Origin of the sequence: Pseudomonas brassicacearum (assembly GCF_009601685.2) — a bacterium.
Taxonomy (GTDB): Bacteria; Pseudomonadota; Gammaproteobacteria; order Pseudomonadales; family Pseudomonadaceae; genus Aquipseudomonas; species Aquipseudomonas kilonensis_B.
Map to the genome: position 1 here is coordinate 4,302,491 of NZ_CP045701.2, position 22,435 is coordinate 4,324,925.

The window sequence follows — 22,435 nt, forward strand, 5'->3', positions numbered from 1 at the left end:
AATCAGGGTTATTTCGAACATTTACCACCGGGACGAGTTGTCATCCGCAGCCTGGAAATACCCGAGCCCGGCATGCTAGCACAGATGAACGGTCATCGCCGTGCGGGAATTGAAGCAGGCGTAAATCCAGGGTTTTTATGCCAGAGTGCTGAACTGAATCGAGCGTAACGCCTCAGATATCAAGACATCGACCCCAAAGGAGCACCTTCGCATGCGTCTGAACACATTGTTCGCAGTAGTCGCCCCCCTCGCCCTGCTGCTTCCACTGACCGCCCATGCCGACTGGCCCAAAGGCGAACGCGAAAAATACATGGCCCAATGCACCGAGACAGCAACGCCGCAGATCGGCCGGGCCGCTGCCAAAGCCCATTGCGCCTGCGGCGCCGATGCGATCAAGTCCTATCCAGCCTCGGACCTCCAGGCCTTGATGGACAACAAGGCCACCCCGCAGCTGCAGCAAAAGGCACTGGGGGAGATCGCAAAATGCAAGGCTGAGAACAAGGCGAAAAAGTGAGATCAAGGGCTTCCTGAACGGGCCCGACAGGGTTGAAAAACCCTCATTTCAAGCTTTTTTGAACGATTTATTCAGGTTTTACAGCTTTTTTTATCGTCTTTACTTTCGGCTCAAAGCCTTTAAAACCGGGCCTTTCAGCGGGTAAAGGCGGTAAAGAAAACACGACTGATTGGCAAACAGCGCGTCTGGGGGGGTCCCAAATCGAACATTTCGACTATGATACCCCGGTGTGCCCAGTTGGCCTGAGCAGCACAGTACACTGAAAATATATGTTTCTTGGAGATACACCATGTCTAATCGCCAAACCGGCACCGTTAAATGGTTCAACGATGAAAAAGGCTTCGGCTTCATCACTCCTACAGGTGGCGGTGACGACCTGTTCGTACACTTCAAAGCTATCGAAAGCGACGGTTTCAAAAGCCTGAAAGAAGGCCAGACCGTTTCCTTCGTGGCTGAGAAAGGCCAAAAGGGTATGCAAGCTGCACAGGTTCGCCCAGAGTAATTTCTCGGCGCACTAAAAAAACCCCGTCCATGTGACGGGGTTTTTTATGGGCGATTGAAAACCGCCTGTCAGCCGCAGTTCACCCGGTTAATCACCAGGTCGGCATCGGTATTGAGGTTCAGGCGATCGGAGCGGTACTCAAGTGTCACCATGTCGTTGGGCTTGAGGATCCGCGCATTCTGCGCGCCGGCACGGGTACGGGCCTGCTCCAGCAATTGCGGCGAGGCCTTCTTGCCAATGGCGAACTCGGCGGCCTTTGCTTCGCAGCGGCTGTAACCGGACTCGGTCGCCACGGGATCTGGGGTCGACTCAGAGGTGCTGCTGCAACCGCTCAAGAACACGGCAGCCAGCAAAGTACTTAATGACGCGAGCTTCCAAGGCATGACGCCTCCTTTCTTCAATAAATAAACAGAGAGCGTGCGACAACCCAAACGACGCTTGGTTTCAACACCGCGGCCATCGGCCTGGCCCATCCGGAAAACCGGCAGTTTGCCTGAGCCGCCACCGCCGTTCAGGCATGAATCGTGACTGGATATGAACACCGTTCAATAAACGTCGATGTAATCGAAGGGAGGATTTGGCCAGTTGTCTTTCAACGCCTTGTAGATCTGCATGACCCAGACCTCGTCGCTGGCCGCGACCCGCCCGACGTAGCCCGAGCCCTTCGCCCAAGTCTCGAGCCGAAACAGCAAACCATTGATGTCAGTGCCGCCGACCACACCCGAGGACAAATAGGCGATACCGCCCTTGGTCACGCGCAGTTGGGTATGTTCGTCATCACTGGCCGAAGCCAGCAATTGACGAACCGCCTCGAGACTCAGGCCATCCGGAGCGTTCAAATCGATCTGCACGGCAGGGCTCCTTTAAAAACAAAAAACAAGTGTCGCACAGCCCTCCCCCAATGCCTAAGTCGCAGTGCCAAACCGAGGGCAAAAATGCTTAACTCCACCTACAGTCCTCCAACTCGCGAGCCCTATCATGAGCACCGTCAGCATCGAAGCCACCATCAATGCCAAATGGTCGGAGGGCCATAGCTCCTATAGCCCGGGCAGCCCGGAGGAGTTGGCAATCATCGGCATAGAATTGCTGGTGAGGGAACTGGGGACGGACGTCGCCCGCAATTTCATCCAGCAGGCATTCGAACGCTACCCGAGCACCGTCGACGCCGTGGACTGATGCTCGCACCCGCAGGCTGGCCTGCGGGTGCAAAGCCAGGCAGTTTACTTGAGGCGCGCCAGGCGCTCGGTCAGCAGGTCGAAGAAGCCCTGGGCATCACCGTTTTCCACCCAGAACGCATTCTTCGGCGCTTTCAGGCCATCGTACCAGTCGACGATGGTCTGCCCGAACGTCGGGCCTTCGCGGCTGTCCACGACGACATTGACCGAACGGCCAGTGAACAACTGCGGCTTGAGCAGGTAGGCAATCACCGTCGCGTCATGCACCGGCCCGCCCGTCATGCCGTAGTGCTCCATGTCGCCCTTGACGTATTCGTTGAGGATATCGCCCACCAGCTTGCTGGCATTGTTGTTCAGCGCCGCGATCTGCTTCAGACGCGCTTCGCTGGTGAGGATCTTGTGGGTCACATCCAGCGGCAGGTACGTCAGCTTCACGCCGCTCTTGGCCACAACCTCGGCCGCCTGCGGGTCGGCGAACAGATTGAATTCAGCCACCGGCGTGATATTGCCGCCGTTGAAATGCGCACCGCCCATGATCACCACTTCCTTGATGCCTTGGACGATGTCGGGCTCCTGCACCAGCGCCAGGGCCAGGTTGGTCTGCGGGCCAAGCATGGCAATGGTGATGCTGTGAGGCTTGGCCGCCTTGAGGGTGTCGATCAGGTAGTTGACGGCATTGCCTTGGGCCAACCCCTTCTTCGGCTCGTGCACGGTGACACCCGACAGGCCTTCCTTGCCATGGATGTTTTCCGCATAGATCGGTGTGCGCATCAACGGTTTCGGCGCACCGGCATACACGGGCACCTCTTCGCGCCCCGCCCATTCCCGGGCCAGGCGAGCGTTGCGAGAGGTCTTGTCCAGGCGCACATTGCCGGCGACGGTGGTCAGCGCGCGGATATGCAACTCCTCGGGCGACGCCAGGGCGAACAACAGCGCCACGACGTCATCGGCCCCTGGATCGGTGTCGATGATCAGGTCGATTTTTTCCGCCGCCTGGGCGCTCGTAGCGGTGATCAATGACAACAGCAGCAGACTCCGGATCAGTTGATGCATTTTCTGAGCATAGCGGTGCATGGCGCACTCCTTGTGCAGGGTTGAACAGGGTTAGAACGTCACTCCAGCGACCAGCACGATATTGCAGTACGCAGAGCACTCGCCTGTGCGAATGATCGCCCGCGCCTGTCGGCTGATGATCTTGAATTGTTCATGGCTGACCAGCTCCCGTTCGCCCAGCGCACCCTCGGCATGCAGCGTCTCCAGGGTCGTCAGGGCCGACGGTTGTTTATCGAGGATCTCCTCGGCCAGGACATGACTTTCCACCTGCATTTCGCTGAGCACGACCTTCAAGGTGCTGACAAAGTCAGGAATGCCATGGGTCAGGGCCAGGTCGATCAATTCGACCTGGGGCGGCACGGGCAGGCCGGCATCACCGATAACCACCTTGTCGCCATGGCCGAGGGAAGCGATCAATCGTGACAGTGCCACATTCAACAACGGCGTCTTTTTCATGATTTGAAAGCCTGTACTTCCAACAACGTGGGGATTGAAGGCTGCGCGCCTGCGCGGGTGACCGACAGCGCGGCGGCGGCCTGGCCGAAACGAATCGCCTCGACCTCGCTTTTGCCGCTGGCCAGGGCCGCCGCGAAGCCGCCGACGAAGGTGTCTCCGGCTGCCGTGGTGTCCACTGCCTTGACCCGCGGGGCCGGGAAGTGTTCGAAGCTGACACCGTTGGCGAACATCAGGCCCTGGGCACCCAGGGTCACGATCACCTTGCCGGCACCGGCGGCGATCAGATGCGCCGCGGCGGCTTCGGCGGTTTCCAGGGAGTCCACCGCCAGCTCGCTCAAGACCGCAGCTTCGCTTTCATTGGGAATCAAGTAGTCGATGCAGGCGTACCAGTCGGCCGGCAACGTTCGGGAGGCTGGCGCCGGGTTGAGGATGACGATTTTGCCCAACTCACGAGCGCGCTTGAGGGCGTGGCCGACGGTGGCATCCGGCACTTCGAGCTGGCAGATGATGACATCGGCGCTTTGCAGCACTTCATCGACACCGTCCAGGACCTTGGCGGTGAGCGCACCGTTGGCACCGGCGACGATAACGATCGCATTCTGGCTGTTGTCGTCGACGACGATCAGCGCCACGCCGCTGGCCCCCTCCACCACGCTGACCGCCTGGCAGTCGATGCCCTCGGCCAACAGCCCGCCACGCAATTGTTCGCCATAGGCATCATTGCCCACGCAACCGACCATCGACACCTGCGCCCCCAAGCGCGCGGCGGCCACCGCCTGGTTGGCACCCTTGCCGCCCGGGATGGTGGAGAACGACGTGCCAATCAGTGTTTCACCACCGCGCGGCAGACGCGGCGCCCGGGTCACCAGGTCCATGTTCAGACTGCCTATTACCACTACTTTTGCTGGCATACATCACTACTCATCAATTCGGTTCAGCGGTATTGGGCGAATGTACCGGACAGCGGCGCAGTCGACTCACGCAGGACAATACTCGGTGTCACGATCCGCTGCTCGATGGCAAGGCCCGGCGTCGCAATGCGTCGCAGCAGCACTTCGGCCGCCATCTCGCCAAGTTGCAGGATCGACTGCCCTACCGTGGTCAACGCCGGGTAGACATAACGGCTCATCTGGATGTCATCGAAACCGATGACCGACAGTTCGCTCGGCACGCGCACGTTGCGTTCAGCGGCGGCGCGCAGCACACCAATGCCAATCATGTCGTTGGCCGCAAAAATTGCGCTCGGCGGCATCTGTTCAAGCAGTTGCGCGGCGGCGCGGTAGCCGCCAGTACTGGTGAAATCGCTCTCGAGCATGCGCTCGACAGGCAGCTCGATCCCGGCCTCTTTCAACGCACGGCAATAACCGGCCAGGCGCATTTGCGCCACGCTGGTATCGGCCGGGCCGCCAATGAAGGCGATATCGTGGTGACCCAGCTCCAGCAGGTGCCGGGTCGCCAGGTAGGCGCCGTATTCATGATCGATGCGCACCAGGTCGGCGTCGACGCCATCGAGCCCGCGGTCGACGATCACCATGGGCGTGCGCACGTTGGACAGCCCCTCGGCCAGGCCGACATCACCGCCGGCGGACGCGAAAATCAGACCGTCGATACGCTTTTCCAGCAGCACCCGCAGGTAGCTGCGTTGCTTGTCCGGGTTGTCGTCGGAGTTGCACAGGATCACGCAATACCCGTTGCGCTCACAGTAATCCTCGATGCCCCGGGCCAATTCGGCAAAGTAAGGGTTGAGGCTGTTGGGCACCAGCAGGCCGATGGTCGCCGTGGTCTTGGCCTTGAGCGAACGGGCCACGGCGCTGGGCACGTAGTCCAGGCGCTCGATGGCCGCCTCGACCTTGAGCCGCACTTCTTCGCTGACCGGCCGCGTCTTGTTCACCACGTGGGACACGGTCGTATAGGAAATCCCCGCGAGCGCTGCTACATCCTTGATCGTCGCCATGGTTCAAGCCCGCCGACTGGCGCGCTGGCTACGATAGGTATCGAGCACGACCGCCACCACGATTACCGCACCGGTAATGATGCGCTTGGTCGGTTCAGTGGCGCCGATTTGCGCCAGGCCCGCCGCCAGCACGGAGATGATCAGCACGCCAAAGAAGGTGCTGATGACCGAGCCTCGCCCACCCATCAGGCTGGTGCCGCCGATGACCACGGCGGCGATGACCTGCAGTTCGAGCCCTGAACCGGCGTTCGGATCCGCCGCCTCCAGGCGCGAAATCTGGAACAGCGCGGCCACACCGGCCAGCAAGCCCATCAAGCTGAACACCAGGATCTTGTAGGGCTTTGGATTGATACCGGCCAGGCGCACGGCTTCTTCATTGGTGCCGATGCCGATCAGGTAACGCCCAAACACCGTACGGGTCAGCACCGCCTGGGCAATGAAGATGACCAGCAAGGCGATGATGAACGAAGGCGAAATACCAAAGACGATGGGGTTGGACAGCCAGCCGAACGAGTCACCGATGTAGGCGGTCCGGGAGCCGGTCATCTGGTACGCCAGGCCCCGGGCCATTTCCAGCACGCCGAGGGAGACGATGAACGATGGAATCCGCCAGGCCACGGTGATCGAACCGGTGACCGTACCCGCCAGCGCCGCCACAGCCATGCCGAGCAAGGCCGATGGCCAGACGCTCCAACCCCAGCCGAGCACGGCCACGCTGACCGTCGATGCCGCAAGCGCCAACACCGACCCCACCGACAGGTCGATGCCACCGATGATCAGGATGAACGTCATGCCGACCGCCAGCACCATGAGGTCCGGAATCTGGTTGGCCAAGGTGCTGAACGTGTCATAGGACAGGAAGTGGCTGCTCAGGGCCGAGAACAGCGCGACCATGGCCAGTAGCGCGCCGGCCAGGCCCAGGTAAGTCCCGAGGCCATAGAAATTGCCACTCGATTTGCCGACGGCAGATGCGGTTTTCATGAAAAATCCCTAGGCGCTGCTTCGTTGAGCAACGCATCACGTTTCTGGTAGCCGGCGAATGCGGCGGCAAGCAAGTCATCCTGGGTCCAGCGGTCGCGCTCGAAAGTGTCGATCAGGCGTCCGGCAGACAGCACGCCGATCCGGTCACAAATCAGCATCAGCTCCCGCAGGTCACTGGACACCACGACCAGCGCCTTGCCCTGGCGCGTCAGCTCGCCGAGCAGCGCATAGATGTCGAATTTGGCGCCGACGTCGATGCCACGGGTCGGCTCGTCGAACAACATGACCGCGCAATCGCGTTCGAGCCAACGACCGATCACCACTTTCTGCTGGTTGCCGCCCGACAGCTCGGACACCAATTGTGTCGGGCTGGAACTGCGGATGCGCATGGCATCGACCTGCCGCTGTGCCAAAGCCAGTTCGGCATTGCCATTGACCAGGCCGGCGCTGGAAATCTCCGGCATGTTGCCCAGGGCGATGTTGGCGGCGATGGATTGGGTCAACAGCAGGCCTTCACCCTTGCGGTCTTCGGTGATCAACGCAATGCCATGGGCCACCGCATCGGCCGGGGAGCGAATGCTCACGACCTGGGCCGGCGAACCCAGTGCTATCGTGCCACTGTCGGCAGTATCGGCACCGAAGATCAGCCGCAACAACTCAGTGCGCCCTGCCCCGATCAGGCCGGAGATACCGAAGATCTCGCCACTGCGCACTTCAAAGGACACGTCGCGGACCTTGCCGGAACGCGTCAGGCCCTTAACGGTCAGCGCCGGCGCGCCGATCTGGCGCGGGCCAAGGTCGATATGCTCACCCAGCTCCCGGCCAACCATCAAGGTCACCAGTTGCTCGCTGTCGTAGTTGGCCATCGACTCGACGCAGACCAGGTTGCCATCACGCAGTACGGCAATGCGCTGGGCGACCCGCGCCAGTTCTTCGAGGCGATGGGAAATGTAGATGATCGACACGCCGCGAGCCTGCAAGCGGGTGATCTGTTCAAAGAGCATCTCGACTTCGCGGGCCGTCAGCATCGCCGTCGGCTCATCGAGAATCAGCACATGGCAATCGCCGATCAGGTTGCGGGCGATCTCGACCATTTGCTGGTGACCGATCCCCAGTTCGCCGACCAAGGTGTCGGGATCGATGGCATCGAGCCCCACCTGGGCCATGGCCTCGATGGCCGCCTTGCGCAATTGCTTGCGACTGATCCAGCCGCCGTGGCTGGGCAGGTTGTCGAGAAACAGGTTTTCGGCCACGGAAAGGGTCGGCAGCAGGTTGAGTTCCTGCATCACCATGCGCACACCCAGCTCTTCAGCCTGGGTCCGGCTGCCAGGGCGATAATCCTGACCTTGAAATTGCATCTGCCCGGTCGTCGGTGTCACCAACCCACCGATGATCTTGGACAAGGTGCTTTTGCCGGCGCCATTTTCACCCGTCAGCGCCAGCACCTCGCCGCGCATCAACGTCAGGTCGATGCCGCTCAGTACCGGCTGGGCATAGGTCTTGCCGATGCCGCTGACAGAAAGGACAGCGTTCGGGTCGCAAACGGACATAAAAAACTCTCCATGCGCTCGCCCGGATGGGCGAGCACCGTTGTGTCGCCAGGATAACTACTTGGTCACCAGCTCGACCGGAGTTTCGATAACGCCGTTGGTGCCGCTGTCGACTTTTTCGCCCTTGAGGATCTTCAGCGCCGTCTCGATGCCGAAGACGGCCTGCTTGGCAGCGAACTGGTCGGCAGTCGCCAGGATACGACCATCCTTGAGCATCGGCTTGATGGCATTGATGTTGTCGTAGCCGACCACCTGCACCTTGCCCGCCTTGCCCGCCGCGCGCACGGCCGATACAGCGCCGAGCGCCATGCTGTCGTTACCGGCCAGCAGTGCCTTGATGTTCGGGTATTCGCTGAGCATCGACGCGGCAACCTGGTTGCCCTTGTTGATTTCCCAGTCACCCGATTGCAGGGAGACGACCTTGACCTGCGCCGCTTCCATCGCATCCTTGAAGCCTGCGGTGCGTGCCTGGGCATTGGTGGTGGTGGATACGCCTTCGATGATGCCGACTTCGTCACCGGCCTTGAGCTGCTTGGCCAGGTATTCGCCTACCAGGCGCGCACCCTTGCGGTTGTCCGGGCCTACGAACGGCACGTTGATGTTCTTGCTCTTGACCACGGCCGGATCGAGCTGGTTATCGATGTTGATGACCGTGATGCCAGCGTCGACGGCTTTCTTGATCACCGGCACCATGGCCTTGGAATCCGCCGGCGCGATGATCAGCGCATCGACCTTGGACACGATCATCTGCTCGACGATGCGGATCTGGTTGGCGGTGTCGGTTTCATCCTTGATCCCGTTGGAGATCAGGTCGAAATCGGCGGAGTGTTCCTTCTGATACGCCTTGGCGCCGTCTTCCATGGTCAGGAAGAACTCGTTGGCCAGGGATTTCATGACCAGGGCGACCTTGGGTTTTTCTGCGGTCTGGGCGAATGCCGAGGAGATAGGCAGCGCAGCGGATGCGGCCGCGAGCATGGCAACAGCGAGAAGGCGTCCAGCGAATGGCAACTTCATGGGTTCACTCCGATCTTATGATTATTGTGAGCAAATCAATGCACGGAACGCCGCGCAAACGTTTGCGTGAAGTGAACTATGGTAAGGCTTCGGGGATTTGTCAACGTTGCGGTTTCATCCGCAACGTCGCAGTTCAGGCCGTCGTATTGACCACCGTACCCGAACTGGCGCCCTTTGCCAGCTCCGTGACCAAACGGCCGGTGACCTCCAGCAACGCGCCACTGGTGTCGGCGATCTGTCCCTGGACCGCCATGACCGCCGAGGTCTTGGCTTCCGGCGTCGGATAGTCGCGGGCCTGTGCAGCGGCCAGTTGTTGCTGCTGCTCCCTGAGCTGTTGCTGCAGCTCTTGCATCCGCTTGAGCAAAACCTGGACGGCAATGCTCTGGGTGCTGCCGCTCTCTTGTGCCTGATCGGTCGCTCCAGCGCCCGCCCCCGTACGGACCTTGCCGGGTGTTTGCGTCTCCTCCAAGGCCTCATCGGCGGCCTCGGTACTCGCCTCGTTCAAGGCCTTCAGGGTAGCTGCGGATTGACCGCCGATGGTCACGGCCGCCGCATTGGGAAAACCGACAGAAAACGACATGACAAAACTCCATGGATGAGATTCCTAAGCAGGACATCGCCCGCCGAGGCCATTTCTTTAGCGCTCGCGCAAATCCGTCACAGGCCAGAGCGGTTGATCCACCCGTTTACGCCAGCCAATAAAAAATTCCTTTCTCCTACACCAAAACGAAAAAAGTGCTGTCAGACGATTTTCTTTAATTTTAAGCAGTTGCGTAAATGCCTACGGTTAAATACTGTATACACGTACAGCTTAATAAGGATAATCCTGTGGCTACGCCCTCCGCTGCAACCACCCCCTTAGATTCCTATACCCGACTCGGCCTGCGGGTCTCGAAAATCATCAACGCCCCCACCGCACAAAAAGCCAAGGCAGCGCTGATCTTCCGCCTTCCCGACGAGCCGGTGGATGAGTGGGAGCGCCTGCTGGAAGAAATCGACGAGAACGATAACGTGACTCTCGCCTATCGCGACGATGGTGGCGTGCAGATTTTCTGGGTTGTGCCGAAGGAAGATTGAGCCTGATGAGTGTTCGCTGTTTAGCTTTTTTGCTTGTGTTTATCGCCATCGGCGCACAGGCCGGTGCTCCGCGCACCTTCAACGAAGCCAAGAAAGTCGCCTGGAAACTCTACGCACCACAATCCACCGAATTTTACTGTGGGTGCAAATACACCGGCAATCGCGTGAACCTGGCCGCCTGCGGTTATGTACCGCGCAAGAATGCCAAGCGCGCCGCTCGCATCGAGTGGGAACATATTGTCCCGGCGTGGCAGATTGGCCATCAGCGTCAATGCTGGCAGCAAGGGGGTCGCAAGAATTGCACGCGCCATGATCCGGTCTATCAACGGGCCGAGGCCGACCTGCATAACCTGGTGCCGAGCATTGGGGAAGTGAATGGCGATCGCAGCAATTTCAGTTTCGGCTGGTTGCCGGAACAAAAGGGTCAATACGGCTCATGCCTGACCCAAGTGGACTTCAAGGCCAAGAAAGTCATGCCCCGCCCTTCTATCCGGGGCATGATCGCCCGGACCTATTTCTACATGAGCAAGCAATATGGCCTGCGCCTCTCGAAACAGGACCGGCGCCTGTATGAAGCCTGGGACAAGACCTACCCGGTACAAAGCTGGGAACGCCAGCGCAACCAGAGCGTGGCGTGCGTCATGGGCCGCGGAAACGAGTTCGTGGGGCCGGTGAATTTGAAGGCCTGCGGCTGACCTGGCATTCGTGAACAGCACAAATGAACGGTGGGAGCGAGCTCGCTCACGATAGGGGCATGTCAGCCGACATCAACATTGGCTGATCCACCGCTATCGCGAGCAAGCTCGCTCCCACCGGTTTTGTGGCTTAACTGGCTTGCTTGTCCTGCCCGATTATTGGGCCGTCGGGTAATCCACCACCAACGTCTCGATGTTGCGTTTTTTCGCCCGGACCAGGGCGGCCGTCACTTGCTCCTGCTTGGTTTCGGCCTCAGCCCTGGAACTGAAAGGGCCGACCAGGACGCGCTCCTTGCCGTTTTCGCGCACCACGTTCGACATGAAGCTGTGCTCGATGAGCCAACCGGTCAGGTCGCTGACCGCCTGCGGCGTCTCGCCGCGAACCTCGACGGCCCACTGCGGCGCGGCAGCGACGGCCGGTGCAGAGGTCGCTACGGGCTTAGGCTTCGGTGCTTCGACGTCACGCCCCTCACCGCATCCTGCCAGCACCAATACCGCAATAACCCAAGCCAATTTGCGCACAAACGTTTCCCCCGGAAGACATGAAGCACGGATTTTAGCACCCGTGACCCTCAAGATCGCCGCAAACAGTGCTCAAAACACGAGAATCCTGCCCGGCGTCTCTGTATAGTCGCACCCTGGGAATTAATGCTGCATCTGCACGTCAGAAAGAGGCACCCACATTGTGACACTTAGCACTAATCTATAAGTAGTACCGACATCTGCACTGTCTGAATCAGGTGCCCTATAAAGCAATCAAGGAGAACACCATGCTGATACTCACCCGCAAAGTCGGTGAAAGCATAAACATTGGTGACGACATCACGATCACCATTCTGGGCGTTAGCGGCCAACAGGTCCGGATCGGCATCAACGCCCCGAAAAACGTTGCGGTGCATCGCGAAGAAATTTACCAGCGTATTCAGGCGGGCCTCACTGCCCCCGACAAGCCGCAAACGCCCTGAGCCTTGCTGCAGTCCGTAGCCAGCCCGTTTGCATCGCCGCAATGGCTGGCTAAAGATTCTGGTCGACCGTGCCTCGCCCTGCCCCCCACCTTTGTTTCGTCCACTCCGTTGAACCGATACTAACGACATAGCGCTTAGCATGGCTGTCAGACGTTTCGTTTTGATGATGACGAAGCGGACGTTCGCGACTGGTCAACCCAGGCTCACGCCACGCGCCATGCCCGTGGCGGCGACCATCATCAAGATCAGCAGCAAGGCTTCGATGTGGCTGATCCGTGCAAACCGGCCGGCTTTCGAAGGATCGATCGCAGCCCCCTTGCCCAGCGCCATCCGCCATTTGATCAGGCCGATCATTGGCGCGACCTCAAGCAACAGGATCAGCAGGAGCAAGGTCATCTTCAAGTGAAACAGCGGTTGGTGCAGGTAATAGTCCGTGCCTTTTTCGTACCCGCCAAACGCACGCATCCCACCGGTCACCAACAGCACCAGCGCCGACAGGCCCCACACGTTGTCAGCGATCAAGACACTGCGAACCGAGTCCGCACCACCCGCCAGGCGTCGTAGCGCCGTGCCGCGCGTCAGCACCGCCCAGAATCCGAGGGCGAACGCCAACAGATGAATTGCCGCCAGAGACCAATGAGCCAACATGGAAGAGTCCTGTCAGAGAACGTCGAATCGACCTGACAGTACTAGCTCATAAAACAATGATTGCCAGGGTTGGCATGCAAAAAAATGTGGGAGCGAGCTTGCTCGCGATGGCAATCTTTCAATCAACATCATTGTCGACTGATCCGACGCTATCGCGAGCAAGCTCGCTCCCACTGGGGTACGGCGAGCTTTAGAGGATCTTAGTCCGCCAGACGCCAGGTCGTGCCGCCCTTCCCATCTTCCAGCACCACGCCCATGGCGGTGAGCTGATCGCGGATCCGGTCGGATTCGGCCCAATCCTTGTTGGCGCGCGCAGCCAGGCGCGCCTGGATCAACGCCTCGACCTCGGCGGCGTCCACGCGACCTTCGGCACCGGCCTGCAGGAAGTCATCGGCTTCAAGCTGCAACACACCCAGCACGCTGGCCAGTTCTTTCAGGCGGGCCGCCAGGCCGGCTGCGGCATTGAGATCGCTCTCACGCAGGCGGTTGATCTCACGCACCATCTCGAACAGCACCGCGCACGCTTCCGGCGTGCCGAAGTCGTCGTTCATCACTTCGGTGAAACGTGCCACGAACGCTTCGCCACCGGCAGGCGGCACGCTCGGCAGGCCCTTCAACGCGTGATAGAAACGCTCCAGGGCACCCTTGGCGTCCTTGAGGTTGTCTTCCGAGTAGTTGATGGCGCTGCGGTAGTGGCTCGACACCAGCAGGTAACGCACGACTTCCGGGTGGTACTTGTCGAGCACGTCGCGGATGGTGAAGAAGTTGTTCAAGGACTTGGACATCTTCTCGCCATTGATCCGGATCATGCCGCAATGCATCCACGTGTTGGCGTAGGTCTTGCCGCTGGCCGCTTCGCTCTGGGCGATTTCGTTTTCGTGGTGCGGAAATTCCAGGTCGCTGCCGCCGCCATGAATGTCGAAAGTCTCGCCGAGGCAGCAGGTGGACATCACCGAGCACTCGATGTGCCAGCCCGGACGTCCGGCGCCCCATGGCGATGCCCAGCTCGGCTCACCCGGCTTGGCGCCCTTCCATAGCACGAAGTCCAGCGGGTCTTCTTTCGACTCGTCGACTTCGATACGCGCGCCGATGCGCAGGTCTTCGATCTTCTTGCGCGACAGCTTGCCGTAGCCCAGGAACTTGGCGACGCGGTAGTACACGTCGCCATTGCCCGGGGCGTAGGCGTAGCCCTTGTCGATCAAGGTCTGGATCATCGCCAGCATGCCCGGGATGTGGTCCGTGGCACGGGGTTCCAGGTCCGGCTTGAGGATATTGAGACGCGCCTCGTCCTCGTGCATGGCCTTGATCATGCGCTCGGTCAGCGCATCGTAAGGCTCGCCGTTTTCGCGGGCACGGTTGATGATCTTGTCTTCGATGTCGGTGATGTTGCGCACGTAGGTCAGGTCATAACCGCTGAATCGCAGCCAGCGAGTCACCAGGTCGAAGGCGACCATGCTGCGACCATGCCCAATGTGGCAGTAGTCGTATACGGTCATGCCGCAGACGTACATGCGGACCTTGTTGCCATCCAGCGGCTTGAAGACTTCTTTGCTCTTGGTGAGCGTGTTGTAGATCGTAAGCACAGGGTTTCCCTTAAGACTTGATCACTGACCCCAGGAATCGCGCAAGGTCACGGTACGGTTGAATACCGGAGCACCAGGTTTCGAGTCCTTGATATCCGCGCAGAAGTAACCTTCGCGCTCGAACTGGAAACGGTCTTCCGGCTGTGCGTTGCCCAGCGAAGGCTCGGCACGACAACCCGTGAGTACTTGCAGGGAGTCAGGGTTGATGTTGTCCAGGAAGCTGGCGCTGTCTTCGGCCTTTTCCGGGTTCGGCGAACGGAACAGGCGATCGTACAGGCGCACTTCGCATTCGACGCTGGCGGCGGCCGGCACCCAGTGGATCACGCCCTTGACCTTGCGACCTTCCGGGTTCTTGCCCAGGGTGTCGGGATCGTACGAGCAACGCAGCTCGACGATGTTGCCGTCGGCGTCCTTGATGGCCTCGTCGGCGCGGATCACGTAGCTGCCGCGCAGGCGCACTTCGCCAGCAGGCTCCAGGCGCTTGTAGCCTTTTGGCGGCTCTTCCATGAAGTCTTCACGATCGATGTAGATTTCCCGGGCGAACGGCAGGACGCGCACGCCCATGTCTTCTTTCGGGTGGCGCGCCAGTTCGAGGTTCTCGACCTGGCCTTCCGGGTAATTGGTGATCACGACTTTCAGCGGACGCAGCACGCACATGGCACGCGGGGCGCTGTGGTCGAGGTCGTCACGGATGCTGAATTCCAGCATGCCGAAGTCCACCACGCCGTCGGAACGGTTGGTGCCGACCATTTCGCAGAAGTTGCGGATCGACTTGGGCGTGTAGCCGCGACGACGGAAGCCCGACAGCGTCGACATGCGCGGGTCGTCCCAGCCGTTGACGTGCTTCTCGTCCACCAGTTGCTTGAGCTTGCGCTTGCTGGTGATGGTGTAGTTCAGGTTCAGGCGGCTGAATTCGTACTGGCGCGGATGGGCCGGCACGGGCAGGTGCTCGAGGAACCACTCGTACAACGGACGATGGCTTTCGAATTCCAGGGTGCAGATCGAATGAGTGATGCCTTCGATGGCGTCCGACTGGCCGTGGGTGAAGTCATAGTTGGGATAGATGCACCATTTGTCGCCAGTCTGGTGGTGATGGGCGTGACGGATGCGGTACATGATCGGGTCGCGCAGGTTCATGTTCGGCGAGGTCATGTCGATCTTGGCGCGCAGTACCCGAGCGCCGTCCGGGAACTCACCGGCGCGCATGCGGGCGAACAGGTCCAGGTTCTCTTCCACGCTGCGGTCACGGAATGGGCTGTTCTTGCCCGGCTCGGTCAGGCTGCCACGGTATTCCTTGGCCTGCTCGGGGGTCAGGTCGCACACGTAGGCGTTGCCGGCCTTGATCAGTTCCACTGCCCAGTCGTGCAACTGGTCGAAATATTGCGAGGCGTAGCGCACCTCACCGGACCATTGGAAACCCAGCCACTTGACGTCGCTTTCGATCGCGTCGATGTATTCCTGGTCTTCCTTGGCCGGGTTGGTGTCGTCGAAACGCAGGTGCGTGACGCCGCCGAACTCCTGGGCCAGGCCGAAATTCACGCAGATCGACTTGGCATGGCCGATGTGCAGGTAGCCGTTGGGCTCTGGCGGAAAGCGAGTGACGATCTGTGTGTGCTTACCCGAGTCCAGGTCCGCCTGGATGATCGGGCGCAGGAAGTTGACCGGCACGGCCGGGCCGGTCTTGGAATTCGAGGTAGGGTCGACAGTGGGCTTGCTCATAGGATCCTTGAACAGACAAGTGCGCGGCCGGGTGCGGCCTGATAAATCAAAGCCCGTATCATAGCCGATGCTGTCAAGCACCTGACAGGCCAGGCCGGCAAACGATTGAATTTAATCGACGGCCAGATGAAAAACAGCCTCGAAATTCGTGCCCGGCACGCTAAACTGCCCAGCCTGGCCGATTACAGCCAGACAGGTTGCGGGCAGTGAAGCCCCGAAACCCACGAATTCCTTGAAAGAGTACCGATCATGAGCAAAGTCAAACTGACCACCAATCACGGTGACATCGTTCTGGAACTAAACGCTGAGAAAGCGCCAATCACCGTTGCCAACTTTGAGGAATACGTCAAAGCCGGCCATTACACCAATACCGTTTTCCACCGTGTCATCGGCAACTTCATGATCCAGGGTGGCGGTTTCGAGCCAGGCATGAAGGAAAAGAAAGACAAGCGCCCAAGCATCCAGAACGAAGCCGACAACGGCCTGCCGAACGAAAAATACAGCGTCGCCATGGCCCGTACCATGGAACCGCATTCGGCCTCCGCACAGTTCTTCATCAACGTGGCGGACAACAGCTTCCTGAACCACAGCGGCAAGAGCACCCAGGGCTGGGGCTACGCCGTGTTCGGCAAAGTGGTTGAAGGCACCGACGTGGTCGACAAGATCAAAGGCGTTTCCACCACGTCCAAGGCCGGCCACCAGGACGTCCCGGCAGAAGACGTGATCATCGAGAAAGCCGAGATCGTTGAGTGATATTGCTGATTTCAGACTTGCATCTGGAAGAGGAGCGCCCGGACATCACCCGGGCGTTTCTGGATTTACTCGCCACACGCGCCCGCTCGGCGCAAGCGTTGTACATTCTGGGCGACTTTTTCGAAGCCTGGATCGGCGACGATGCCATGACGCCGTTCCAGCGTTCCATCTGCCAGGCCCTGCGCGAATTGAGCGACAGCGGCACGGCCATCTTCCTGATGCACGGCAATCGCGACTTCATGCTGGGGCAGGCCTTTTGCAAAGCGGCCGGCTGCACCCTGCTCAAGGACCCGAGTGTCGTGCAGTTCAACGGCGAGCCGGTGCTGCTGATGCACGGCGACAGCCTCTGCACCCGCGACGAAGGCTACATGAAGCTGCGGCGCTGGCTGCGCAACCCGGTCACGTTGTTCGTCCTGCGGCACCTGCCGCTGGGCAGTCGCCAGAAACTGGCGCGCAAACTGCGCAGCGAAAGCCGCACGCAGACACGCATGAAAGCCAATGACATCGTCGACGTCACGCCCGAAGAGATCCCGCGGATCATGCAGCAATACGGCGTGAAGACCCTGATCCACGGCCACACCCATCGTCCCGCCATCCACAAGCTGCAACTGGGCGAACACGCCGCCCGGCGTATTGTGCTGGGGGATTGGGACAAGCAAGGTTGGGCGTTGCAAGTGGACGAACAAGGGTTTGCGTTGGCGCCGTTCGGGTTTGGTAATGCGCAGTTGGCGTTGCCAAGCAACTGAAGCCGGTAGATCTCCTTTGTGGGCGCGAGCCTGTGGGAGCAAAGCTTGCTCGCGATGAACGATGACACGGTCTTGCAGTTGAACCATGTCGCCTGCATCGCGGGCAAGCCTTGCTCCCACAGGGGGATGTGTTGTTTCAATGACCGCTAGCGGCAGGCCCAGCCTTCGCCGCGAACGGCGGTTTCGCCAGCCACACCAGCACGATCAACCCCATGAACGCCCACCCCAGCAGCGTGAAGTAATCCACGGTGGAGAGCATGTACGCCTGGCTGTTGAGGACCTGCTCGAGCCGGGCATAGGCCGGGGCACTCGCGCCACCAAGCTGGTTGAGTGCCTCGCGGGTGGCCGGTTCGAAGGTGCTGATGCTTTCGCTCAGGTAGGCGTGATGCTGGTCGGCCCGGCGGATCCAGATCCAGGTGGTCAGGGACGCGGCAAAGCTGCCACCCAAGGTTCGCAAGAACGTCGCCAGCCCCGCGCCGTCGGCAATCTGGTGCGGCGGCAAATCCGACATCAGGATGCTCAGGGTCGGCATGAAGAACAGCGCCACGCCGATGCCCATGAACAATTGCACCAGGGCGATGTGCTGGAAGTCCACCTCGTTGGTGAACCCGGCGCGCATGAAGCAGCTCAGGCCGATGGCCAGGAACGCCAGCCCGGCCAACACACGCAGGTCGAACCGGTGGGCGTACTTGCCGACGAAGGGCGACATCAGCACCGGCAGGATACCGATGGGCGCCACCGCCAGCCCGGCCCAGGTAGCGGTGTAGCCCATCTGTGTCTGCAACCACTGCGGCAGGATCAGGTTGATGCCGAAGAACCCGGCGTAGCCCCCCACCAGCACAATGGTGCCGATGCGAAAGTTGCGATAAGCGAACAGGCGCAGGTTGACCACCGGATGGCGATCGGTCATTTCCCAGATCACGAACACCGCCAGGGCAACGATCGAAATCAGCGCACCGATGATGATGAAGTTCGATTCGAACCAGTCCAGGTCGTTGCCTTTGTCGAGGATCACCTGGAGCGCGCCGACGCCGATGATCAGCGTGATCAATCCCACGTAATCCATCGGTTGATGGCTGGTGACCACCGGCCGCGCCTTGAGCTGCTGTTGCACTACGAGCGCGGCGAAGACGCCGATGGGCACGTTGATGAAGAAGATCCACGGCCAGCTGTAGCTGTCGGTGATCCAGCCGCCGAGGATCGGCCCGGCAATCGGCGCCACCACCGTGACCATCGCCAGCAACGCCAGGGCCATGCCGCGCCTGGCCGGTGGGTACACGGCTATCAGCAAGGTCTGGGTCATCGGGTACAACGGCCCGGCCACCAGCCCCTGGAGCACGCGAAAGCCAATCAGCTCCGGCATCGAGGTGGAAATACCGCACAAGAACGAAGCGATCACGAACAGCATCGTCGCCCACAAAAACAGCTTCACCTCGCCAAACCGCCGGCTCAGCCAGCCGGTGAGCGGCAGGGCGATGGCGTTGCTCACCGCGAACGAGGTGATCACCCAAGTGCCCTGCTCCGAGCTGACGCCCAGATTGCCGGAAATGGTCGGCAAGGCGACGTTGGCAATGGTGGTGTCGAGCACCTGCATGAACGTCGCCAGCGACAGCCCGATGGTGCTGAGCAACAGGCTGGGCGGCGTGAAAGACGCGTTATTGCTCATTGCGAAAATCCTATGAAGCGAAGGTGGCGAAATTCCATGGGACAAGACCCAACCCCTGTGGGAGCTGGGCGGTGTGGGAGCAAAGCTTGCTCGCGAAACAGCCAACTGGATTTCTGAAAGACCGCATCGCTTGTGTCGCGAGCAAGCTTTGCTCCCACACCGCCGACAGCCTTGCTCCCACAGATTTCAGCGGTTGGCCTGCAATTGCGATCAGCGCTGCGCGGTCTTGCTGGCCACCGCGCTGTTGTCGTGGATCAGGCGGGCGATCATCGCGTCAGCATCGGCCAACTGTCGGTCATAGACCTGGGTGCTGAACGAGGCTTTTTGCGGTGGCTGCTGGGCCAGTACCGGGCCGCTCTGGTCGTGCAGGTCGACGTTGACCAGGGTCGACAGGCCGACCCGCAGCGGATGCTTGGCCAGTTCCTGGGCATTGATGTGAATGCGCACCGGCACCCGCTGGACGATCTTGATCCAGTTGCCGGTGGCGTTCTGCGCCGGCAGCAAGGCAAACGCACTGCCGGTCCCGGCCCCGAGGCTGTCAATGGTGCCGCTGTACTTCACATCGCTGCCGTACAGGTCGGCCTCGATGTCCACCGGCTGGCCGATGCGCATGTCGCGCAGTTGGGTTTCCTTGAAGTTGGCGTCGATCCACAGCTGATCCAGCGGGATCACCGCCATCAACGCCGTGCCCGGCTGCACCCGTTGGCCCAGTTGCACGGTGCGCTTGGCGACATAACCGGTGACCGGTGCGATCAAGGTGCTGCGGGCATGAGTCAGGAAGGCCTGGCGCAATTGCGCGGCGGCGGACTGTACGTCGGGATGGGATGACACCACGGTATCGTCCACCAACGCGCTGGTGGTCTTGAGCTGTTGCCGGGCATTGGCCAAGGCGTTCTGCGCCGAGGTCAGGTCATCCCGGGCGTGAGACAGTTCCTCCTTGGAAATCGCCCCGCCGGCCGCCAGGTTCTTGCGTCGGTTGTAGTTATCCTGGGCCTTCTGCACTTCGGCCTCTTGCGCATTGACCTGCGCCCGCATGCCATCGACGTTGCTGTACAAGCCACGCACCTGGCGCACGGTTCGGGCCAGGTTGGCCTGGGCACTTTGCAGCCCGACTTCGGCGTCGTTCGGGTCGAACTGCACCAGCACCTGGCCTTCACGCACCAGGTCGCCGTCGTCGGCCCCGATGCTCACCACGGTGCCGGTGACCAGCGGCGTGATTTCCACCACGTTGCCGTTCACGTAGGCATCGTCGGTGCTTTCGCTCCAGCGACCATACAGTTCGTGCCAGGCCCAGACGCCCAGGCCCGAGAGAATGACCAGCAGCGCCAGCGTCAGCAGCATGACCTTGCGCTTGCGTGGGTTGCCGTCCTGCGCATGTTCGGATTGAGTCGTTTCGGCAGTCGCCATGACAAGTACCTCGAATCAGTTATTTGGCGTGGTAGCGGCCGGGGTGGCCGCCGCCAGGGTCTGGGCCTCGAAACCGCCGCCCAGGGCCTGCATCAGTTGGATCGACAAATCGATCTGCTCGGCATTCAGGTTCGCCAGTTGACGCTGGGCCTGGAGCAATTGCTGCTCGATGCTCAGCACGTCCAGGTAATTACCGATGCCCGAGCCGTAGCGCTGGACCACGGTGTCGTAGGAACTTTGTGCAATATCGGTGGCATGTTGCTGGGCGCCGATCTGGCGAGCGATGTCACGCAACTGGTTGATGGTGTCGCTGACATCCCCAAGGGCCGTGACCAGGCTCTTGTTGTATTGCGCCACCGCCAGGTCGTAATCGGCGTCCCGGGCATCCAGGTCCGCCCGCAAGCGGCCGCCATCGAAGATCGGCAGCGACACCGTCGGCCCCACATTGAAGAAGCGGCTGGCCGAACCGAACATCGCATCGCCCAGCAACGATCGGGTCCCGGCGGCTGCGCTCAAGTTGAGGTTGGGGTAGAAGTTGGTCTTGCCGGCCTCGATGTTCTTGCTCGCCGCCTCGACCCGCCAGCGCGCCGCGACCAGGTCCGGACGACGCCCCAGCAACTCGGCCGGCAGGTTCGACGGCAAGGCGACCGCGCTGGCTTGCAGCACGTTGGGCCGGGGGATTTCATTGCCGCGGTCCGGGCCTTTGCCCAACAACACCGCCAAGGCGATCTTGGCGCTTTGCAGGCGTTTCTCTGCGTCGATCAGGGTTGCATCGGCGCTGGCCTCCAGGCTTTCGGTCTGCTGGAACTGATATTCGCTGTCGATCCCGGCAGTAAGGCGGCGCTTGCCCAGGTCGAGCATCTGCCGGGTGCGCTTGAGGTCCTCGGAGGCCAGGTCATAAATGATGTGGGCCTGGCCCAGGTCGCTGTAGGCCCGGGCCACGTCGGCGGCCAGGGTCAGTTGCGCGGCCTGGCGATCGATCTCGGCGGCGCGGGCCTGGCCCAGGGCAGCTTCCCAGGCGGCACGCTGGCCACCCCAGAGGTCGAAGTTGTAATTGAAGTCCACACCCAAGGTGCGCAGGGTGCTGTACGCCCCGCCCTGCCCTAGCGGGTCCTCGTCACGGGACAGGCGCGAACGGCTCACGCCACCGCTGGCATCCAGCGTCGGCAGGCGCGCCGCGTTGGCGGCATAGGCGGCGGCACTGGCCTGATGCACCCGGGCGCTGGCGATCTGCATGTCCGGGCTATCGCGCAAGGCTTCACGGATCAGGCCATCGAGTTGCGGGTCGCCGAGGCTCTTCCACCAATCGCTCTTCGGCCACGCGGCCGGCGACAGCGTGACGCCGTTCAGGGATTGCCCGACCTTGAGGCTCTGGGCCTCCAGGCTGACGCCTTCGGTCTTCAGGCCGCTGTAGCTGGCACAACCCGCCAGGCTCATGGCCAAGACCACCAGGCTTAATCGGGTACGCAAGGTTTTACGCTTCATTTTTCCCCCATTCGCGACACGGTGATGGGGTCACCGGCGGCGAGCAGAATTTTCTTGAGGATCTGTTCGAGCGTTTGCAGCTCCTCGGGGCTGATAGCGCTGGCCAACTGGTTCATGGCCTCGGCGCCGATGAACGGCAGGCGATCGGCGAGGGCCTGGCCAGCTTCGGTGAGCACCAGGCGCACTTGCCGGCGGTCTTGGGCGGAGCGTTCACGGGCCAGGAAACCTTTCTGCTCCAGGCGATCGAGCATCCGCGTCATCGAGCCGCTGTCCAGGGACAGGTAACGACACAGCTCGGCCGGCGTCTCGATGCCGTACTGGGCCATGATGATCAACACCTTGAACTGCGCGGCGGTGATGCCGACGGGTTCCATGTGTGTGTCGATGATCCGGTCCTTGAGCAGCGCGGTACGGCCGAGCAGCATGCCGAGATGGCAATTGTGAAAGTTGTCTGGGGTGAAATGCTTCATCTGACCACCGTTTGCTGCCTAG

Annotated in this window: 26 protein-coding genes; 8 read left to right on the plus strand and 18 right to left on the minus strand. The window is 60.9% G+C overall.

Annotated elements, in window-relative coordinates:
* Positions 1-211 precede the first annotated feature (211 nt).
* The gene (locus GFU70_RS18100) at positions 212-514 is read left to right on the plus strand and encodes a hypothetical protein (protein ID WP_058546391.1); all 303 of its coding nucleotides are present in this window, start codon (positions 212-214) and stop codon (positions 512-514) included.
* A gap of 289 nt (positions 515-803) precedes the next feature.
* A complete protein-coding gene (locus GFU70_RS18105; RefSeq protein ID WP_047229330.1) occupies positions 804-1,016 on the plus strand; it encodes a cold-shock protein in 213 nt (70 codons plus the stop codon).
* 68 nt (positions 1,017-1,084) lie between these two features.
* Here the strand turns inward: GFU70_RS18105 and GFU70_RS18110 are convergent, their stop codons facing one another.
* On the minus strand, positions 1,085-1,399 hold the full coding sequence (locus tag GFU70_RS18110) for an I78 family peptidase inhibitor (protein ID WP_116641730.1): 315 nt from the start codon (positions 1,397-1,399) through the stop codon (positions 1,085-1,087).
* A gap of 162 nt (positions 1,400-1,561) precedes the next feature.
* Positions 1,562-1,867: a hypothetical protein gene (locus GFU70_RS18115; RefSeq protein ID WP_058546389.1), complete on the minus strand. Its 306-nt coding sequence runs from the start codon at positions 1,865-1,867 to the stop codon at positions 1,562-1,564.
* A gap of 127 nt (positions 1,868-1,994) precedes the next feature.
* Here GFU70_RS18115 and GFU70_RS18120 point away from each other — a divergent pair, with 127 nt between their 5' ends.
* Positions 1,995-2,192, plus strand: coding sequence for a hypothetical protein (locus tag GFU70_RS18120; RefSeq protein ID WP_064107005.1), 198 nt, complete (start codon positions 1,995-1,997; stop codon positions 2,190-2,192).
* Between the two features lie 44 nt (positions 2,193-2,236).
* Here GFU70_RS18120 and GFU70_RS18125 read toward each other — a convergent pair whose 3' ends face one another.
* The 8 genes from GFU70_RS18125 to GFU70_RS18160 all read right to left on the minus strand — a co-directional run bounded on the left by GFU70_RS18125 (position 2,237) and on the right by GFU70_RS18160 (position 9,779).
* Complete coding sequence (locus GFU70_RS18125; RefSeq protein ID WP_153388549.1) at positions 2,237-3,265, minus strand: nucleoside hydrolase; 1,029 nt, start codon at positions 3,263-3,265, stop codon at positions 2,237-2,239.
* Positions 3,266-3,295: 30 nt separating this feature from the next.
* Positions 3,296-3,700, minus strand: coding sequence for a D-ribose pyranase (gene rbsD, locus GFU70_RS18130; RefSeq protein WP_058546823.1), 405 nt, complete (start codon positions 3,698-3,700; stop codon positions 3,296-3,298).
* Positions 3,697-4,611, minus strand: coding sequence for a ribokinase (gene rbsK, locus GFU70_RS18135; protein ID WP_153388550.1), 915 nt, complete (start codon positions 4,609-4,611; stop codon positions 3,697-3,699). Before rbsK ends, rbsD begins: the two co-directional genes overlap by 4 nt.
* A 23-nt stretch (positions 4,612-4,634) precedes the next feature.
* Complete coding sequence (locus GFU70_RS18140; protein WP_153388551.1) at positions 4,635-5,654, minus strand: LacI family DNA-binding transcriptional regulator; 1,020 nt, start codon at positions 5,652-5,654, stop codon at positions 4,635-4,637.
* Between the two features lie 3 nt (positions 5,655-5,657).
* A complete protein-coding gene (locus GFU70_RS18145) occupies positions 5,658-6,635 on the minus strand; it encodes an ABC transporter permease (RefSeq protein WP_153388552.1) in 978 nt (325 codons plus the stop codon).
* Positions 6,632-8,185 carry a sugar ABC transporter ATP-binding protein gene (locus GFU70_RS18150; RefSeq protein WP_153388553.1) on the minus strand — a complete coding sequence of 518 codons (1,554 nt, stop codon included), beginning with the start codon at positions 8,183-8,185 and terminating at the stop codon, positions 6,632-6,634. Before GFU70_RS18150 ends, GFU70_RS18145 begins: the two co-directional genes overlap by 4 nt.
* 57 nt (positions 8,186-8,242) lie before the next feature.
* Positions 8,243-9,199, minus strand: a complete 957-nt coding sequence (locus GFU70_RS18155) for a sugar ABC transporter substrate-binding protein (protein ID WP_058546828.1) — start codon at positions 9,197-9,199, stop codon at positions 8,243-8,245.
* A gap of 133 nt (positions 9,200-9,332) precedes the next feature.
* Positions 9,333-9,779, minus strand: coding sequence for a hypothetical protein (locus tag GFU70_RS18160; RefSeq protein ID WP_153388554.1), 447 nt, complete (start codon positions 9,777-9,779; stop codon positions 9,333-9,335).
* Positions 9,780-9,976: 197 nt separating this feature from the next.
* Here GFU70_RS18160 and GFU70_RS18165 point away from each other — a divergent pair, with 197 nt between their 5' ends.
* Positions 9,977-10,276 carry a DUF1654 domain-containing protein gene (locus GFU70_RS18165; RefSeq protein ID WP_058546830.1) on the plus strand — a complete coding sequence of 100 codons (300 nt, stop codon included), beginning with the start codon at positions 9,977-9,979 and terminating at the stop codon, positions 10,274-10,276.
* 5 nt (positions 10,277-10,281) lie between these two features.
* Complete coding sequence (locus GFU70_RS18170) at positions 10,282-10,971, plus strand: endonuclease (RefSeq protein ID WP_058546831.1); 690 nt, start codon at positions 10,282-10,284, stop codon at positions 10,969-10,971.
* Positions 10,972-11,127: 156 nt separating this feature from the next.
* Here the strand turns inward: GFU70_RS18170 and GFU70_RS18175 are convergent, their stop codons facing one another.
* Positions 11,128-11,493, minus strand: a complete 366-nt coding sequence (locus GFU70_RS18175) for an SPOR domain-containing protein (RefSeq protein WP_058546832.1) — start codon at positions 11,491-11,493, stop codon at positions 11,128-11,130.
* Between the two features lie 248 nt (positions 11,494-11,741).
* On the opposite strand from GFU70_RS18175, the gene csrA reads away from it, so the two are divergent.
* Entirely contained in the window at positions 11,742-11,936 is a 195-nt protein-coding gene (gene csrA / locus GFU70_RS18180; protein ID WP_003179932.1) for a carbon storage regulator CsrA, read from the plus strand.
* A gap of 192 nt (positions 11,937-12,128) precedes the next feature.
* Here the strand turns inward: csrA and GFU70_RS18185 are convergent, their stop codons facing one another.
* From GFU70_RS18185 to GFU70_RS18195, 3 genes are all read right to left on the minus strand, one after another.
* The gene (locus GFU70_RS18185) at positions 12,129-12,584 is read right to left on the minus strand and encodes a DUF2214 family protein (protein ID WP_058546833.1); all 456 of its coding nucleotides are present in this window, start codon (positions 12,582-12,584) and stop codon (positions 12,129-12,131) included.
* 200 nt (positions 12,585-12,784) lie between these two features.
* On the minus strand, positions 12,785-14,167 hold the full coding sequence (gene cysS, locus GFU70_RS18190) for a cysteine--tRNA ligase (protein WP_058546834.1): 1,383 nt from the start codon (positions 14,165-14,167) through the stop codon (positions 12,785-12,787).
* 21 nt (positions 14,168-14,188) lie between these two features.
* Positions 14,189-15,886: a glutamine--tRNA ligase/YqeY domain fusion protein gene (locus GFU70_RS18195; protein ID WP_116641724.1), complete on the minus strand. Its 1,698-nt coding sequence runs from the start codon at positions 15,884-15,886 to the stop codon at positions 14,189-14,191.
* 249 nt (positions 15,887-16,135) lie between these two features.
* Here GFU70_RS18195 and GFU70_RS18200 point away from each other — a divergent pair, with 249 nt between their 5' ends.
* Both GFU70_RS18200 and lpxH read left to right on the plus strand, forming a co-directional pair.
* Positions 16,136-16,639, plus strand: coding sequence for a peptidylprolyl isomerase (locus GFU70_RS18200; RefSeq protein WP_058546836.1), 504 nt, complete (start codon positions 16,136-16,138; stop codon positions 16,637-16,639).
* The gene (lpxH, locus tag GFU70_RS18205; RefSeq protein WP_058546837.1) at positions 16,636-17,385 is read left to right on the plus strand and encodes a UDP-2,3-diacylglucosamine diphosphatase; all 750 of its coding nucleotides are present in this window, start codon (positions 16,636-16,638) and stop codon (positions 17,383-17,385) included. Before GFU70_RS18200 ends, lpxH begins: the two co-directional genes overlap by 4 nt.
* A 136-nt stretch (positions 17,386-17,521) precedes the next feature.
* Here the strand turns inward: lpxH and GFU70_RS18210 are convergent, their stop codons facing one another.
* The 4 genes from GFU70_RS18210 to GFU70_RS18225 all read right to left on the minus strand — a co-directional run bounded on the left by GFU70_RS18210 (position 17,522) and on the right by GFU70_RS18225 (position 22,413).
* Positions 17,522-19,051 (minus strand): DHA2 family efflux MFS transporter permease subunit, encoded by a 1,530-nt coding sequence (locus GFU70_RS18210; protein ID WP_153388555.1) that lies wholly within the window; start codon positions 19,049-19,051, stop codon positions 17,522-17,524.
* Positions 19,052-19,261: 210 nt separating this feature from the next.
* Positions 19,262-20,458: an HlyD family efflux transporter periplasmic adaptor subunit gene (locus tag GFU70_RS18215; protein ID WP_153388556.1), complete on the minus strand. Its 1,197-nt coding sequence runs from the start codon at positions 20,456-20,458 to the stop codon at positions 19,262-19,264.
* Between the two features lie 15 nt (positions 20,459-20,473).
* A complete protein-coding gene (locus GFU70_RS18220) occupies positions 20,474-21,943 on the minus strand; it encodes an efflux transporter outer membrane subunit (RefSeq protein WP_153388557.1) in 1,470 nt (489 codons plus the stop codon).
* Positions 21,940-22,413: a MarR family winged helix-turn-helix transcriptional regulator gene (locus GFU70_RS18225; protein WP_058546840.1), complete on the minus strand. Its 474-nt coding sequence runs from the start codon at positions 22,411-22,413 to the stop codon at positions 21,940-21,942. The genes GFU70_RS18220 and GFU70_RS18225 overlap by 4 nt, the downstream gene beginning before the upstream one ends.
* Positions 22,414-22,435 lie beyond the last annotated feature (22 nt).